This window comes from Streptococcus sp. CF4-3 (assembly GCF_024295385.1).
GTDB classification, from domain to species: Bacteria; Bacillota; Bacilli; order Lactobacillales; family Streptococcaceae; genus Streptococcus; species Streptococcus infantis_I.
Window position 1 is genome coordinate 75,272 of record NZ_JANCPN010000005.1, and the last position, 16,329, is coordinate 91,600.

Genomic DNA, 16,329 nt, shown 5'->3' on the forward strand with positions numbered 1-16,329 from the left:
TCAACAGGAAAAACGATAGTTTCTCAGGAAGCTATCGTTTTTGTATAGTTTGAAACTATAACTAGCTCTTGAAAACAAGAAAACGAAGGATACAAAATAAGTGGTACAATAGTTACTATAGATTTGGAGGTATTGTATGAGTAAATCATTTCACATCAACACAATTTTAGCACAAGCAGGGATCAAGTCTGATGAGGCAACAGGTGCTTTGGTTACACCTATTCACTTTTCAACGACTTATCAGCACCCAGAATTTGGTCAATCAACTGGATTTGACTATACCCGCACCAAAAACCCAACTCGTAGCAAGGCAGAGGAAGTTTTGGCAGCTATTGAATCCGCCAAGTATGCTTTGGCGACTAGTTCAGGTATGTCTGCGATTGTGTTAGCCTTTAGCGTTTTTCCAGTAGGAAGCAAGGTTTTGGCTGTCCGTGACCTTTACGGTGGTTCTTTCCGCTGGTTCAATCAAGTTGAGCAAGAAGGACGTTTCCACTTTACCTATGCCAACACAGAAGAAGAGCTGATTGCTGAGATAGAAAAGGATGTGGATGTACTTTATATCGAAACACCAACCAACCCTTTGATGTTGGAATTTGATATTGAAAAATTATCAAAGTTAGCTCATGCTAAGGGTGCTAAAGTTGTCGTCGATAATACCTTCTATAGCCCGATTTACCAACGTCCAATTGAAGATGGAGCAGATATTGTCCTTCATTCAGCGACAAAATACCTTGCAGGCCATAATGATGTTCTAGCTGGTGTAGTTGTGACAGATAATGCTGATTTGTACGAAAAACTCTTTTACAATCTCAACACGACAGGGGCTGTTTTGTCACCATTTGATAGTTATCAATTGATTCGTGGTCTTAAAACATTGTCACTTCGTATGGAGCGCTCAACAGCTAATGCTCAAGAAATCGTAGCCTTTTTGGAACAATCACCTGCAGTCAAAGAAGTTTTGTATACAGGTCGTGGGGGAATGATTTCCTTTAAAGTGGCGGATGAAAAACGAATCCCTCATATTTTGAATACCTTAAAAGTATTCTCTTTTGCTGAAAGCCTGGGTGGTGTTGAAAGTCTGATTACCTACCCAACCACTCAAACCCATGCAGACATTCCTGCAGAGGTTCGTCATTCTTATGGATTAACAGATGACCTCTTGCGCTTGTCTATTGGTATTGAGGATGCTAGGGATTTGATTGAAGATTTGCGTCAAGCCTTGGAAGGATAAGACTATGGGAAAATATGATTTTACGACTTTGCCCAATCGTTTTGGACATCATACCTACAAATGGAAAGAAGCAGAGACTGACCGTCAAGTATTGCCGGCCTGGATTGCTGATATGGACTTTGAAGTCTTACCTGAGATTCGTCAGACTGTCCATGACTATGCTGAGCAATTAGTCTATGGCTATACCTATGCTAGTGATGGCTTGATTGAAGCCGTTCAAAACTGGGAGGAAAAACACCATAGTTATCGCTTTGAAAAGGATGCTCTAGTCTTTATCGAAGGAGTAGTGCCAGCTATTTCAACAGCCATTCAAGCCTTTACCAAAGAAGGTGAAGCGGTTCTGATTAACACACCGGTTTATCCTCCTTTTGCTCGAAGCATTAAGCTCAACAATCGTCGACTAATCACCAACTCTCTAGTAGAAAAAGACGGACTTTTTGAGATTGACTTTGATCAATTGGAGAAAGACTTTGTCGAAGAAGATGTGAAACTCTACGTTCTCTGCAATCCTCATAATCCTGGTGGACGCGTTTGGGAAAAGGAAGTCTTAGAGAAGATTGGACAACTGTGTCAAAAACATGGAGTTTTGCTAGTATCTGATGAGATTCACCAAGATTTAGCTCTATTTGGAAACAAGCACCAGTCATTCAACACTGTAAATGAAGATTTTAAAGAATTTTCACTGATTTTAAGTAGTGCAACTAAGACCTTCAACATTGCTGGGACGAAAAATTCTTACGCTATTATCGAAAATCCTAAGTTGAGACTTGCTTTCCAAAAACGCCAGCTGGCTAATAATCAACATGAAATCTCAGGTCTGGGATATTTGGCAACAGAAACTGCCTATCTATATGGTGAAGATTGGTTGACAGAACTCAAAGAACTGATTGAGAAACACATTGATTATGTAGTGGATGTATTTGGTAGAGAAACCAAAATCAAGGTCATGAAACCTCAAGGGACCTATCTCATTTGGCTTGATTTTTCAGCCTATGATATTAGCGATGAAGAGCTAAGAAAACTCTTGAGAGACGAAGCCAAGGTTATCCTGAATAGGGGCTTGGACTTTGGTGAAGAAGGAGCTCTCCATGCTCGCTTAAATGTAGCTATGCCGACATCTGTCTTGGAAGAAGTTTGCCAACGAATCATTGCCACTTTTTCAAATTATTAAAAAACTAGCCTTTTAGGAGAAAGTACTCCTAGAAGGCTATTTTCATAGACAGAAATGTGGTATAATTAAGAGATAAAGTAAAGGGGACACTATGGCTAAATTGATTCCAGGAAAGCTTCGAATGGAGGGAGTGGAACTCTATGAAACTGGTCAGATTGAAATCATTAAAGAACAAGACCATCGCATCTATGCGCGTGTAGCAGATGAAGAGATTCGCTATAGTTTGGATGATGATTTGATTTTTTGTGCATGTGATTTTTTCAAAAAAAGAGGTTACTGTGTTCATTTGGCGGCATTGGAATATTATCTGAAAAATGACCAACTAGGGCAAGAAATCTTACTCAATCTAGAGGCTAATCAGAAAGAAAAGGAAACTGTTGAGACACAAGTGACTTTCGGAGGGAAATTCTTGGAGTCTATCCAAGCACCTAGTCAGTCTGACCTCTATCAGCTTTCTGCTCAAGGGCAGGTGGAAGCAGGAACCAATCGCATTATCTGGACTTTAAGAATTGGTCTTTCTCAGCAAGATAAGTTTTATGTGATTAGGGATATCCCTCTTTTCTTAAAAGTCATAGAGTTTTCCAAACCTTACATGATAGGAAAGCATTATGAGCCTTCATTAAGACTTGAACAATTTGATAAAGCTAGTCAAGAAGTCTTAAATTTCTTATTAGGTTTGGTTGAAGAGAAGATTGACTACAATATTTTTTTCCCAAATCAAGGACGACATCTCTATTTTCCTAAAACCTTTTTTGAGCAGGGGGCTAGTCTACTGATGGGATTAGTTGCCTTTCAATTTGACCATCAGCTTTCGACATATCATCATCTTCTCTTCCAAGACTTTGATGGCCAAGCAGGTTTGTTTTCATTTAGAATTGAAGAAAAATCCAACTATTTTGAAATGGAAGTCTTCGAACAGGCAGGGCTTAATTTCTTTTACAGGGGACAAGTATTATTCTACAAGGGGAATTTTTTCCTGATGACGAAAAAACAGGCTAGTTTATTAGATGCACTTAGAAAAGTTCCTTTAGACAATGGTGGCAGAAAGATCTTACAGTTTGATACTCGTGATCGAGACCTTTTAGCTTCGAACTTGTCGCAGTTTAAATGCCTAGGAAAAGTAGAAGCTCCTGATTCACTACAAATCCAATCCTTCCGTCCGTCTTTTTACATGGATCGTGAAGAGGATGGTTCTATTCGATTAGATATGCAATTTCAATATGAAACTTGCCTAGTAACCAATCGTAATGAACTAGAGAACCTCCCTTTTGCTAGTGATATTCAACTGGAAAAACAGATTTTTCAGTTGGCCTTATCTGCGGGGTTTGAAGCGGATTTTCGTTCATGGCGTCAAAGTTTGAAAGTTGAAGCAGTCCATACATTCTTTCAGGAAGTATTACCAGCCTTTGCAGCACTTGGAGAATTAAAGATTTCTGAGAGTTTGCAAGATCTTTATCAGGTTCAGAAACCTCAAATTCATATCTCATCCAAGGGAAGTCTTTTAGAAATTCAATTTGATTTTCAGGATATTGATCAAGAAGAAATCAATCGAGCAATGAAAGCTCTCGTTGCCAAGCAGGACTATTATATTAGCTCGTCTGATCAGGTCTATTATTTTGATGAACAGACAAAACGTATTCGACAAGATTTAGAGGAATTAGGAATTGATGAGATAGAGAGTACTGCTTTCCAGGCTCGCAAGTCTTTGGCTTATACCTTATCTCATCTGTTTAAGGACAAGGATCAAGTTACTTTTACTGATGAATTTCGTCATTTGGCGCATCATTTAACGCATCCTGAGGATTTTCCGATGAAGTCCCTAGATATTCGAGCCCAACTCAGGGATTATCAGAAAAAGGGGATTCAATGGCTTCAGATGTTAGACCATTATGGATTTGGTGGAATTTTAGCTGATGATATGGGACTTGGAAAAACCTTACAAGCCATCGCCTTTTTAAGTAGCCAACTTCAGGAGAATAGCCGTGTCTTGATTCTTGCTCCATCTGGCCTCATTTATAATTGGGCTGATGAATTTAAAAAATTTGCACCGAATTTGGATGTGGCTGTCGTACATGGATTGAAACCTTATCGCGAGACTATTTTAGCAGAAAAACATCAGGTCTATGTGACCAGTTATGCCACTTTCCGTCAGGATAGTGAAATCTATCGAAATTTATCTTTTGATTTTCTATTTCTAGATGAAGCCCAAGTGATGAAAAATGCCCAAACCAAAATTGCTAAGATTTTGAGAAAGTTTGTGGTTCCATCGGTTTTTGCTCTTTCCGGAACACCAATTGAAAATAGTTTAGGGGAATTATGGTCTATCTTTCAGATTGTATTGCCAGGACTTTTGCCAGCAAAAAAAGACTTTATGAAATTGCCTGCTGAGAGAGTGGCACAGTTTATCAAACCATTTGTCATGCGTCGAAAAAAAGAGGATGTTCTTACAGAGTTACCTGATCTGATAGAAGTCGTTTATAAAAATGAACTGGAGGACCAGCAAAAAGCTATCTATCTAGCTCAACTTCAACAGATGCAAGAGCGTTTGGGACAAGTGACCGATGCAGAATTTCAACGAAATCGAGTTGAAATTTTAACAGGACTCATGCGTCTTCGCCAGATTTGTGATACTCCAGCTCTATTTATGGAGGATTATAAGGGAGATAGCGGGAAGCTTGATAGTTTACGAGATCTGCTAAGTCAAATTGCTGAGGGAAATCATCGTGTACTCATCTTCTCTCAATTTAGGGGAATGCTTGATCGGATCGAAAAGGAGTTGCCTCAGCTTGGCTTAACTTCCTTTAAGATTACTGGCTCTACACCATCACAGGAGCGTCAAGAAATGACCAAGGCTTTTAACCAAGGTGAGCGCGATGTGTTTTTGATTTCTCTAAAAGCTGGTGGAGTTGGTCTCAATCTTACTGGTGCGGATACAGTTATTCTGGTAGATTTATGGTGGAATCCGGCAGTTGAATCGCAGGCTATTGGCCGGGCCCACCGTATGGGACAAGACCAAGCTGTTGAGGTTTATCGTCTGGTAACCAGAGGCACAATCGAGGAGAAGATTCAAGAGTTGCAGGAACAGAAAAGAAATCTGGTATCAGAAGTATTGGATGGAACAGAGTCTCGTGGAAGTCTCACACTTACTGAAATTCAAGAAATATTAGGAATTTCTGAAGCCAAGACTTGAAAAATCAAGACTTTACGCTATAATGGAGTATTGAAAGGAAATAAAAATGAAGCTAGAACGATTTCCAATAGTGTCAGATGATGAAATTATGCTGACAGAGATGCCATTTATGAATTTATATGATGAGTCGGATCTCATTAGTAATATTAAGGGAGACTACCAAGATAAAAACTACTTGGAATGGTCGCCAATTACTACTGAAAAAAAGTCATCGACTAAGGCGCCAGAGAAACTGACTGAAAATAAGGAAAAATCCTACGCTGAACTTGCTCGTGAGGAAGCTAGAGCTGATTTGAAACGAAAACGTTCAGCAAAGTATTTGACACAAGATGTTAGTTTTACAAAACGCAATAAATCTTCAAATAATGTAGTAAGACAGGCAAATCAGCCAACAGCTCCTTTCCAAAAGGAAAATCCTGGTGAGCTTGCCAAATATAGTGACAAATTAACTCAGAACCATTATATTTTGGCTGAAATAGCTCCACAGATGCAGGAGACAAGCAAAGAAGAGTATCTTGGACCAAAGAGAAATAATTATGATTTTTTAAAGAAAAGCCAGATTTATAACAAAAAAGAAAATCAATCAGAAAAAGTGCGTAAAATTGCTCAAGAGTTGAACTTGACAAATATGACAGAGTAAAGGGGAAAAAGATGGCAAAAACCTATCATTTTATCGGAATTAAAGGATCAGGGATGAGTGCCTTGGCCTTGATGTTGCACCAAATGGGGCATAAGGTCCAAGGATCTGATGTAGAGAAATACTACTTTACACAACGTGGCTTAGAGCAAGCAGGAATCAAAATTTTGCCTTTTGATGAGAACAATCTTCAAGGGGATATAGAAATTATCGCTGGGAATGCCTTTCGTCCAGATAACAATGTTGAAATTGCTTATGCAGACAAGAATGGACTAAGCTATAAACGTTATCATGAATTTCTTGGTAGCTTTATGCGTGACTTTATCAGCATGGGTGTTGCCGGAGCACACGGTAAGACTTCAACAACAGGTATGCTTTCTCACGTTTTGTCACACATCACTGATACAAGCTATCTAATTGGAGATGGTACAGGTCGTGGTTCTGAAAATGCCAAGTATTTTGTCTTCGAATCAGACGAGTACGAGCGTCATTTCATGCCATATCACCCAGAGTACTCTATTATTACTAATATCGACTTTGACCATCCTGACTATTTCACAAGCTTAGAGGATGTCTTCAACGCCTTCAATGATTATGCTAAACAAATCAGTAAAGGTTTGTTTGTCTATGGTGAAGATGCTGAGTTGCGTAAGATTACATCTGATGCTCCAATTTACTATTATGGTTTTGAAGCAGAAAACAATGACTTTGTAGCAAGTGACTTGCTTCGTTCTACTACTGGTTCAACCTTCACAGTTCACTTCCGTGGTCAAGAATTGGGTCAATTCCACATTCCAACTTTCGGACGCCACAATATCATGAATGCAACAGCAGTGATTGGTTTGCTTTATACTGCTGGCTTTGACTTGAATTTGGTGCGTGAACACTTGAAGACTTTTGGAGGAGTGAAACGTCGCTTTACAGAAAAGATTGTCAATGACACTGTCATCATCGATGATTTTGCGCATCACCCAACTGAAATTATCGCAACTCTAGATGCTGCACGTCAAAAGTACCCAAGCAAGGAAATCGTTGCTATTTTCCAACCGCATACTTTTACTCGTACAATTGCTTTGTTGGATGATTTTGCACAAGCTTTGAACCAGGCTGATGCAGTTTACTTAGCACAAATCTATGGATCTGCTCGTGAAGTTGATCATGGTGATGTTAAGGTTGAAGATTTAGCAGCCAAGATTGATAAAAAACATCAAGTTATCACAGTTGAAAATGTGTCTCCGCTCTTAGACCATGACAATGCTGTATACGTATTTATGGGAGCAGGTGACATTCAATCATATGAATACTCATTCGAACGTCTCTTGTCAAATTTGACAAGTAATGTTCAGTAAGGAACACCATGGAATTTCCAATTAAAATAAGGGAAGTTCAGCAATCTGATATCGAGCAGGTTTGCTTGATACAGGAGAGTACTCAAAACTTCCAAGAAACATTTAATAGAGAAATAATAGAAGAACGTATCCGTAATTTTGCGGATACGTTTCTCTTAGCTAGTTTAGATGATCAGGTGATTGCTTATATTTCAGCGATAGATTTTGCTACATCCTCAGTAAGTAGATGGATAGTAGAGATGGCAGATGGAGAAGCTATTAGTAATGAAAATCTTGTGATTGATGCTTTATCTGTTCATCCGAATTATCAAGGGCAAGGATTTGGAACCTTGTTGCTCGCAGCCATGAAACAAGTTGCTCTTCAACAAAATAGTCCAGCTATTTATCTGGTCTGTAAAGATGAATTGCTATCTTATTTTGAGATGAATGAATTTATAGAGCAAGGAATAGTAGATCTGGGAGTCGGAAATAAAGTTGATTTTCTCATGTGTTGGATGAATCCCTTTTATCAGGAGGAACTATGATTATTCGACAAGCTAGACTGAGTGATTTAGACCGTATTTTAGAGATTGAATTAGAGAATTTTTCAATTGAAGAAGCCATACCTCGATCTGTCTTTGAAGCACATTTAAAGGAAATAAAAACGAGCTTTCTAGTGGCTGAAAAAGAGGGGGAGATACTTGGTTATATCGAAGGACCAGTAGTCCCTCATCGTTATTTACAAGACCAGTCTTTCACTGAAGAAATAAAAGACCACAGTCATAAGGAAGGTGGTTATATATCTGTGACTTGTCTTTCGATAGCAAAAAAAGCTCAATCTCTAGGACTAGGGAAAAAACTCCTGACCGCATTGAAAGAAGTGGCTCTTAAGCACGAACGAGAGGGGATCAATCTGACCTGTCATGACTACCTTATTGAATACTATGAGAAGCATGGTTTTGTCAATGAAGGAAAGTCTAAGTCCCAATTTGCAGGAGAAGAATGGTATGATATGGTCTGGGAAAACAAGAATTAGTGAGTAGAAAGGCTTCTAAGGTTGCTTTTCTTTAGTTTTTAAGATATAATATTAAGGATTATCAACAAGGAGGTAAATACCTTTGAGCGAAAATTCAAATGAAGAAAAGTTGAGTTTTAAAGAGCAAATTTTGCGAGATTTAGAACGACTAAAAAAAGAGGCAAATGAAGTTGAACAAACGGATGATCTTTTTTCAACTTTAGCAAAATCTTCTGAAGCAACTTCAGAAAAAAAGGAACCAAGTATTTCGGAAGAGGAGTTGATTGCAAAATCAGTTGCAGCTGTTGATCAATTGATTGATAATGCCCCAACTGTTCCTGAGCGTCCTGTTCTTGTAGAAGAAGTTCCAGAAGAAGCTGCAGAGGAAGTACAAGAAGAAATTCCAGAAGCAGTACAAGAGGAAGTAGTTGAGTCATCTCAATCAATTCCGGAAAAAGAAGAAAATAATTCAATTCCAACTAGAGTTTCAGTTTCTTATCGTGCATTCGATACTGTTCCAGAAAAAGAAACAGTAAACCTTGCGTCACACAAGGAAGAATTGACAAGTCAAGAAGCTACTGAAGAAGCAGACCTTCCTAGAAGAAGTCGGAGAGAGTCTGCGAAACCAGCTAAGAAAAAGAAAAAATCCCACTTGAAAGGATTTTTAGTCACAGTATTGGTATTGCTGATCCTACTTGGTGCTGGTGGTTTCTTTGGACTTCGCTATGCTGAATCAGCCTTGCAACCAGTGGATCCAAGTTCTAAACAATATATGACTGTTCAGATTCCAGATGGATCTAATGCTCAAGAAATTGGTTCAACGTTGGAAAAATCTGGTGTCATTAAAAATGGTTTGATCTTTACACTTTATGTCAAGTATAAAAACTATAATGAATTAAAATCTGGTTATTATAATCTTCAAAAGAGTATGAGCGTTGAAGATATCATTAAAGAGTTGCAAAAGGGTGGTACACCTGAACCTCAAGAGGTTACACTTGCAAGCTTGACTATTCCAGAGGGATATACTTTAGAGCAAATTGCTCAAACTATTGGGCAACTTCAAGGCAACTTTAAGGAACCTTTGACAGCGGAAGCATTTTTGGCTAAAGTTCAAGATGAGACCTTTATTGCTCAAGAGGTTGCCAAATATCCAAACCTGCTTGCAAGCTTGCCAGCCAAAGATAGTGGTGTTCGTTACCGTTTAGAAGGTTATCTTTTCCCTGCGACTTTTACAATCAAAGAAAGTACAACTGTTGAAAGTTTAATTGATGAAATGCTAGCTGCAATGGATAAAAACCTATCTAGTCACTATGCTACAATCAAAGAAAAGAACTTAACAGTGAATGAACTCTTAACAATTGCCTCTCTTGTTGAGAAAGAAGGAGCAAAAACAGAGGATCGTAAGTTGATTGCTGGTGTATTCTATAATCGTTTGAACCAGGGTATGCCACTTCAAAGTAATATTGCCATCCTTTACGCAGAAGGTAAACTTGGTCAAAATATCAGTCTTGCTGATGATGCAGGTATTGATACAACAATCAATTCCCCATATAATGTTTATACAAACCTTGGCTTAATGCCTGGGCCAGTTGATAGCCCTAGCTTGGATGCTATCGAATCAAGTATCAATCAGACAAAGAGTGACTATCTCTACTTTGTAGCCAATGTTCAAGATGGTAAGGTTTACTATGCCACAACATTGGAAGATCATGACAAAAATGTTCAAGAACATATTAATGGTAAATTAAACAAATCAAATAGCACAAACTAAAATTATGTGGTTTTCCACATAATTTTGCTTTAAGAAAGTAAATTTTATTGAAACAATCAAAAGAAAGTTGAGAAAAATGGTAGAAAAAACTTATCCAATGACATTGGAAGAAAAGGAAAAACTCGAAAAAGAATTAGAAGAATTAAAATTAGTACGTCGTCCAGAAGTCGTAGAACGTATCAAGATTGCTCGTTCATACGGTGATTTGTCAGAAAATAGTGAGTATGAAGCAGCTAAGGATGAACAAGCCTTTGTTGAAGGACAAATATCAAGCTTGGAAACAAAAATCCGTTATGCAGAAATCGTTAATAGCGATGCAGTCGCTCAAGATGAAGTTGCCATTGGAAAAACTGTAACCATCCAAGAAGTTGGAGAAGACGAAGAGGAAGTATACATTATCGTTGGTTCAGCTGGTGCAGATGCTTTTGCAGGTAAAGTATCAAATGAAAGCCCAATTGGTCAAGCCTTGATTGGTAAGAAAACAGGTGATATTGCTACAATCGAAACACCTGCTGGAAGCTATGATGTTAAGATTTTAAAAGTTGAAAAAACAGTTTAATAGGATAGAGAAGAAGGAGTAGATATAGGGAAAACGCTTCCATCGCTCCTTTTCTTCATTTTAAAAACTTGAGGAGACTAGATGAATTCAGAAAATAAACATAAAAAGAAAAGTAAAATGGAGCGTGGATTAACAAACCGCCACGTTCAGGTTATGGCCATTGCGGGAACAATCGGGACTGGACTATTTTTGGGAGCTGGTCGGTCTATCAGTTTAACTGGACCTTCGATTGTCTTGGTATATATGATTACGGGTGGCTTTATGTATCTCATGATGCGTGCTATTGGAGAAATGTTGTACCAGGACCCAGAGCAACACACCTTTATCAATTTTATTACACGCTATCTTGGAAAGGGCTGGGGATATTTCTCGGTTTGGTCTTATTGGTTATCAGTAGTCTTTATTGGTATGGCTGAGATTACAGCAATCGCTCACTATGTTCAGTTTTGGTTTCCGTCTTGGCCATCTTGGTTGATTCAGGTTGTCTTTTTAACAATTTTAGGATTGGTCAATCTGATTGCAGTTAAAATATTTGGTGAAGTGGAATTTTGGTTTGCCATGATTAAAATTGTGGCCATCCTTGCCATGATTGCGACGGGTATTTTTATGGTCTTGACTGGCTTTGAAACTCCTTATGGATCAGCAAGCCTTGTCAATATCAGTGAGCAATTCTCCCTTTTCCCAAATGGAGGAATGAACTTTGTTATGGCCTTTCAAATGGTTTTCTTTGCTTACTTGATGATTGAGTTTATCGGCGTTACCACATCTGAAACCAAAGATCCTCGAAAAGTCTTGCCTAAGGCTGTTAAGGAAATTCCTTTGCGAATTATCTTCTTCTACGGTGGGGCTTTGCTTGCAATCATGTCTATTATTCCTTGGCGTGAGCTTTCTGCGACAGATTCACCATTTGTAACGGTATTTGAACTTGTTGGCCTTAAGTGGGCAGCAGCCTTGATTAACTTTGTTGTTTTGACTTCCGCTGCGTCAGCCTTGAATTCAACCCTTTACTCAACAGGTCGTCACTTGTACCAAATTGCCCATGATTCACAAAATCGTTTCTTGAAAGCTATTAAGGCAGATACACTTTCACGCCACAACGTTCCTCAGAATGCTATCATTGCTTCTGCGGTATTGATTGGTCTTGCAGCCTTTATCAATGTACTTCCTGGCGTATCAGATGCCTTTGCTTTGATTACGGCTTCTTCATCAGGTGTTTATATCGCCATCTACATCTTAATCATGGTGGCCCATCTTAAGTATCGCAAGTCAAAAGACTTTATGGCAGATGGCTATCTCATGCCCCAATATCGCTTGCTAAATCCTCTGACTATGCTCTTCTTCATCTTTGTATTCGGAACTCTCTTTTTACAAGAATCAACTGTAATGGGAGCCAGAGGTTCAGCTATCTGGATTGTTGCTTTTGGTATTTATAGCCAATGGAAATTTAGAAAATAAGTTATAAACTCATCAACTTAGGTTGATGAGTTTTCTAGTTTGACAGCTCTTGGTAATAAGACTATAATCAAGCTATAAGTATCTTCGAGGAGGTTTGGATGCAGGTAAGATTGGAAAATATAGAGTCTCAGAAATCGCAAATTATAGGAGACTTGATTCGCTCCTATAATCGTTCCAAAAGAGAAGTTGCTGAAAGCGAGCCACTTAATCTGTATATTGAAGATGAACATGGTGAGATCATGGCTGGATTAGTAGCAGAGACTTTCGGGAATTGGTTAGAAATTGAGTATTTGTTTGTGAAGGAGGACATACGAGGACAAGGAATCGGATCCCAACTATTGCACCAAGCAGAGAGTGAAGCTAAAAAGAGAAACTGTCGCTTTGCTTTTGTGAATACTTATCAGTTTCAAGCGCCAGCCTTTTATCAAAAGCAGGGCTACAAGGAAGTCTTTACCTTAAAAGATTATCCCTGCACTGGACAAAGGCACTATTATCAAAAAGATTTGTAAACAGAGAACTCTCTATCATGTAAGTGGTAGAGTTTTTTGTAAAAAAAATCCCACAAAATGACAGATATATATTTCATAATGTAAAATATATGATATAATAAAGGTGAAAAAAGAAGCGCGACTTTTAAAATTAAGGAGGAGGTAACAAGTGGCTAAGAATTTAAAATTAAAGTTAGCTCGAGTGGAGCTTGACATGACACAAGGTGATTTGGCAGAAGCTGTGGGTGTCACTAGGCAGACTATCGGTTTGATAGAAGCTGGAAAGTACAATCCTTCGCTTTCACTTTGCCAATCCATTTGCAGGTGTTTAGGTAAAACGCTGGATCAATTATTTTGGGAGGAAGAAGATGAAAAATAAATTTTATTATTATCAATTACTAGACGAAAGAGAAGAACAACTGATGAATAAAGCATGGGCAGAGAGTTTTCATATCTCTATCGGATTGTTGTTTCTAGCTTATATCATATCGGTGTTAGCACCAAGCCTTTTTACTCCCAGCATGCTTCTCGTAATTATCATCATAGGGAATTTTTACTTTTTCAACCGTGCTCGAAGTCTAGGTGTAACCTATTATAGTCGTTTTCATTTTACAATTTTAGGATGCCTATTATTAACTCTAGTGATTACAGCTAGCTTGATGCTACAAAACTATCAGTTCAATATCGAAATTTACCAGCACAACCCTTTACATTTTAAATACATTTATGCTTGGGTCATTACATATCTCCTTTATCTTCCTTGGGTCTTTATTGGCAATCTCGGCCTTAAGAGTTATGGAGAATGGGCTCAGAAAAAGTTTGAACAGGATATGGATGAACTTGAGAGTATGGAATAGCTTGTTAGCTTTTTCTCCATCTTGGTAAAATGTGTTATAATAGTACTAATTTATGAGAAAAGAAGAAATATTTTCTTCTTTTTACAAATAAGGAAGAAGGACAGTATATGTACCCAGATGACAGTTTAACATTGCACACAGATTTGTATCAGATTAACATGATGCAGGTTTACTTCGACCAAGGAATTCATAACAAGAAAGCAGTTTTTGAAGTTTATTTCCGCCAACAACCGTTTAAAAATGGTTATGCTGTTTTTGCAGGTTTGGAACGCATTGTGAACTACCTAGAAAACCTGCGCTTTTCTGATAGCGATATAGCTTATTTGGAGTCACTTGGTTATCATGGTGCCTTCCTGGAATATCTCCGTAATCTCAAGTTAGAGTTGACGGTGCGTTCTGCTCAAGAAGGGGACTTAGTATTTGCTAATGAACCGATTGTTCAAGTGGAAGGACCTTTAGCGCAGTGTCAATTGGTTGAAACAGCTCTTTTGAATATTGTTAATTTTCAAACCTTGATTGCGACCAAGGCAGCTCGTATTCGCTCGGTCATTGAAGATGAGCCTTTGATGGAGTTCGGTACACGTCGTGCGCAAGAGATGGATGCAGCTATCTGGGGAACACGTGCGGCTGTTATTGGTGGTGCCAATGGAACTAGTAATGTACGTGCAGGTAAGCTCTTTGGTATTCCGGTTTTAGGAACTCATGCTCATGCTTTAGTTCAAGTTTATGGCAATGACTATCAGGCTTTCAAGGCTTATGCCTCAACTCACAAAAACTGTGTCTTCCTAGTGGATACCTACGATACTCTTCGCATCGGTGTTCCAGCAGCAATTCAGGTTGCGCGTGAACTCGGTGACAAGATTAATTTCCTTGGTGTTCGTATTGACTCTGGTGATATCGCCTATATTTCTAAAAAGGTTCGTCAACAACTGGACGAGGCAGGATTTACTGATGCTAAGATTTATGCATCCAATGACCTTGATGAAAATACCATCCTTAACCTCAAGATGCAAAAAGCTAAGATTGATGTTTGGGGTGTAGGAACTAAGCTCATTACAGCCTATGACCAACCAGCTCTAGGAGCAGTTTATAAGGTTGTTGCCATTGAAGATGAAAATGGTCAGATGCGCAATACTATCAAACTCTCTAGCAATGCTGAAAAAGTTTCAACTCCAGGTAAGAAACAAGTTTGGCGCATTACCAGTCGTGAAAAAGGAAAATCTGAAGGTGATTATATTACCTATGACGGCGTTGATGTGTCAAGTATGACTGAACTCAAGATGTTCCACCCAACCTATACTTATATCAAGAAAACTGTCCGCAATTTTGATGCAGTTCCTCTCTTGGTGGATATTTTCAAGGATGGAAAACTAATCTATGATTCACCGAGTCTACCTGAAATTCAAGCTTATGCTCGCAAGGAATTTGATAAGCTTTGGGATGAATACAAACGTGTTCTTAACCCACAACATTATCCAGTAGACTTAGCGCATGATATTTGGCAAGATAAGATGGACTTGATTGACAAGATGCGTAAGGCAGCTCTAGGTGAAGGAGAAGAAGAATGAGTTTGCAAGAGACCATTATCCAGCAATTAGGGGTTAAACCTGTCATCGACCCTCAAGAAGAAATCCGTCGTTCCATTGACTTTCTAAAAAGATATTTGAAGAAACATCCCTTCCTTAAAAGTTATGTATTAGGAATTTCTGGTGGTCAAGACTCGACTTTAGCTGGTCGCCTTGCCCAACTAGCTATAGAAGAAATGCGAGCTGAAACCGGTGATGATTCTTATAAATTTATAGCAGTTCGCCTGCCTTATGGAATTCAAGCAGATGAGGATGATGCCCAAAAAGCACTAGATTTTATCCAGCCAGATGTGAGTTTGGTGGTCAATATCAAGGATTCTGTAGATGCAATGGCAGCGGCAGTAGAGGCTACTGGTAGTCCAATGTTAGACTTTAATAAAGGGAATATCAAGGCTAGAAGCCGGATGATTGCCCAATATGCACTCGCAGGAGCTCATAGCGGAGCTGTTATCGGGACAGACCATGCTGCGGAAAATATCACAGGTTTCTTTACCAAGTTTGGTGACGGTGGTGCAGATATTCTCCCACTCTATCGCCTCAATAAACGTCAAGGAAAACAACTATTGAAGGAGCTCGGAGCTGATCCTGCTCTCTATGAAAAAGTACCGATTGCCGATCTAGAAGAAGAGAAACCAGGATTGGCAGATGAAGTTGCACTCGGTGTAACCTACGCAGAGATTGATGACTATCTGGAAGGTAAACAAATCAGCCCAGAAGCCCAAGAAATCATTGAAAAATGGTGGTACAAAGGCCAACACAAACGCCACCTACCAATCACAGTGTTTGATACGTTTTGGGAGTAAAAACCTCCGGGGGAGGTTTTTACCCCGAGTCTAGAAACAGGAGAACGAGGCAGGTCGGTAACTCGAAGAGATCGATTTCGTAGTCTCACCCCCGCAAGCCAGACAGCTACTGCGTCATGAAATTAGAGGAAACTGTTGTTTTCTCAATGTTTATGAGTAAAGTGTTTTTACCCTGATCTTAGAAATACAAAAGCGAAGAAGGTCCGGAGAACCTTTTTCACTTTATAACTTGAAATAG

The 16,329-nt window shown here is 38.9% G+C and carries 15 protein-coding genes; all 15 read left to right on the forward strand.

All coding sequences use genetic code 11. The features are described 5' to 3' along the window. Positions 1-136: 136 nt before the first annotated feature. Positions 137-1,231, forward strand: a complete 1,095-nt coding sequence (locus NML75_RS06010) for a cystathionine gamma-synthase (protein ID WP_070677955.1) — start codon at positions 137-139, stop codon at positions 1,229-1,231. Between the two features lie 4 nt (positions 1,232-1,235). Then, entirely contained in the window at positions 1,236-2,402 is a 1,167-nt protein-coding gene (locus NML75_RS06015; protein WP_070677953.1) for a MalY/PatB family protein, read from the forward strand. Between the two features lie 91 nt (positions 2,403-2,493). Then, positions 2,494-5,592, forward strand: coding sequence for a DEAD/DEAH box helicase (locus NML75_RS06020; protein ID WP_254733521.1), 3,099 nt, complete (start codon positions 2,494-2,496; stop codon positions 5,590-5,592). Positions 5,593-5,638: 46 nt separating this feature from the next. Further along, a complete protein-coding gene (locus NML75_RS06025; RefSeq protein ID WP_254733520.1) occupies positions 5,639-6,232 on the forward strand; it encodes a cystathionine gamma-synthase in 594 nt (197 codons plus the stop codon). Between the two features lie 11 nt (positions 6,233-6,243). Beyond that, the gene (gene murC / locus NML75_RS06030; RefSeq protein WP_070677946.1) at positions 6,244-7,578 is read left to right on the forward strand and encodes a UDP-N-acetylmuramate--L-alanine ligase; all 1,335 of its coding nucleotides are present in this window, start codon (positions 6,244-6,246) and stop codon (positions 7,576-7,578) included. A gap of 8 nt (positions 7,579-7,586) precedes the next feature. Beyond that, positions 7,587-8,102, forward strand: a complete 516-nt coding sequence (locus tag NML75_RS06035; RefSeq protein ID WP_070677944.1) for a GNAT family N-acetyltransferase — start codon at positions 7,587-7,589, stop codon at positions 8,100-8,102. Next, on the forward strand, positions 8,099-8,593 hold the full coding sequence (locus NML75_RS06040; protein WP_036753537.1) for a GNAT family N-acetyltransferase: 495 nt from the start codon (positions 8,099-8,101) through the stop codon (positions 8,591-8,593). Before NML75_RS06035 ends, NML75_RS06040 begins: the two co-directional genes overlap by 4 nt. Before the next feature lie 82 nt (positions 8,594-8,675). Continuing rightward, positions 8,676-10,343 (forward strand): endolytic transglycosylase MltG, encoded by a 1,668-nt coding sequence (mltG, locus tag NML75_RS06045; RefSeq protein WP_004252405.1) that lies wholly within the window; start codon positions 8,676-8,678, stop codon positions 10,341-10,343. 76 nt (positions 10,344-10,419) lie between these two features. Continuing rightward, complete coding sequence (gene greA / locus NML75_RS06050; protein ID WP_004252406.1) at positions 10,420-10,902, forward strand: transcription elongation factor GreA; 483 nt, start codon at positions 10,420-10,422, stop codon at positions 10,900-10,902. A gap of 81 nt (positions 10,903-10,983) precedes the next feature. Then, positions 10,984-12,357 (forward strand): amino acid permease, encoded by a 1,374-nt coding sequence (locus tag NML75_RS06055; protein WP_070677942.1) that lies wholly within the window; start codon positions 10,984-10,986, stop codon positions 12,355-12,357. Positions 12,358-12,455: 98 nt separating this feature from the next. Further along, positions 12,456-12,866: a GNAT family N-acetyltransferase gene (locus NML75_RS06060; protein ID WP_070677940.1), complete on the forward strand. Its 411-nt coding sequence runs from the start codon at positions 12,456-12,458 to the stop codon at positions 12,864-12,866. A gap of 148 nt (positions 12,867-13,014) precedes the next feature. Then, on the forward strand, positions 13,015-13,224 hold the full coding sequence (locus tag NML75_RS06065; RefSeq protein WP_001107501.1) for a helix-turn-helix transcriptional regulator: 210 nt from the start codon (positions 13,015-13,017) through the stop codon (positions 13,222-13,224). Next, positions 13,214-13,702, forward strand: coding sequence for a DUF6773 family protein (locus NML75_RS06070; RefSeq protein WP_070677938.1), 489 nt, complete (start codon positions 13,214-13,216; stop codon positions 13,700-13,702). Before NML75_RS06065 ends, NML75_RS06070 begins: the two co-directional genes overlap by 11 nt. A gap of 107 nt (positions 13,703-13,809) precedes the next feature. Continuing rightward, a complete protein-coding gene (locus NML75_RS06075) occupies positions 13,810-15,270 on the forward strand; it encodes a nicotinate phosphoribosyltransferase (protein WP_070677936.1) in 1,461 nt (486 codons plus the stop codon). After that, positions 15,267-16,091: an ammonia-dependent NAD(+) synthetase gene (nadE, locus tag NML75_RS06080; protein ID WP_254733519.1), complete on the forward strand. Its 825-nt coding sequence runs from the start codon at positions 15,267-15,269 to the stop codon at positions 16,089-16,091. Before NML75_RS06075 ends, nadE begins: the two co-directional genes overlap by 4 nt. Positions 16,092-16,329: the final 238 nt, after the last annotated feature.

Excerpts from the sequence above, each read along its gene's own strand:
- NML75_RS06010 (WP_070677955.1), top strand. The coding sequence starts at position 137 with ATGAGTAAATCATTTCACATCAACACAATTTTAGCACAAGCAGGGATC.
- NML75_RS06015 (WP_070677953.1), top strand. The coding sequence starts at position 1,236 with ATGGGAAAATATGATTTTACGACTTTGCCCAATCGTTTTGGACATCAT.
- NML75_RS06020 (WP_254733521.1), top strand. The coding sequence starts at position 2,494 with ATGGCTAAATTGATTCCAGGAAAGCTTCGAATGGAGGGAGTGGAACTC.
- NML75_RS06025 (WP_254733520.1), top strand. The coding sequence starts at position 5,639 with ATGAAGCTAGAACGATTTCCAATAGTGTCAGATGATGAAATTATGCTG.
- murC (WP_070677946.1), top strand. The coding sequence starts at position 6,244 with ATGGCAAAAACCTATCATTTTATCGGAATTAAAGGATCAGGGATGAGT.
- NML75_RS06035 (WP_070677944.1), top strand. The coding sequence starts at position 7,587 with ATGGAATTTCCAATTAAAATAAGGGAAGTTCAGCAATCTGATATCGAG.
- NML75_RS06040 (WP_036753537.1), top strand. The coding sequence starts at position 8,099 with ATGATTATTCGACAAGCTAGACTGAGTGATTTAGACCGTATTTTAGAG.
- greA (WP_004252406.1), top strand. The coding sequence starts at position 10,420 with ATGGTAGAAAAAACTTATCCAATGACATTGGAAGAAAAGGAAAAACTC.
- NML75_RS06055 (WP_070677942.1), top strand. The coding sequence starts at position 10,984 with ATGAATTCAGAAAATAAACATAAAAAGAAAAGTAAAATGGAGCGTGGA.
- NML75_RS06060 (WP_070677940.1), top strand. The coding sequence starts at position 12,456 with ATGCAGGTAAGATTGGAAAATATAGAGTCTCAGAAATCGCAAATTATA.
- NML75_RS06070 (WP_070677938.1), top strand. The coding sequence starts at position 13,214 with ATGAAAAATAAATTTTATTATTATCAATTACTAGACGAAAGAGAAGAA.
- NML75_RS06075 (WP_070677936.1), top strand. The coding sequence starts at position 13,810 with ATGTACCCAGATGACAGTTTAACATTGCACACAGATTTGTATCAGATT.
- nadE (WP_254733519.1), top strand. The coding sequence starts at position 15,267 with ATGAGTTTGCAAGAGACCATTATCCAGCAATTAGGGGTTAAACCTGTC.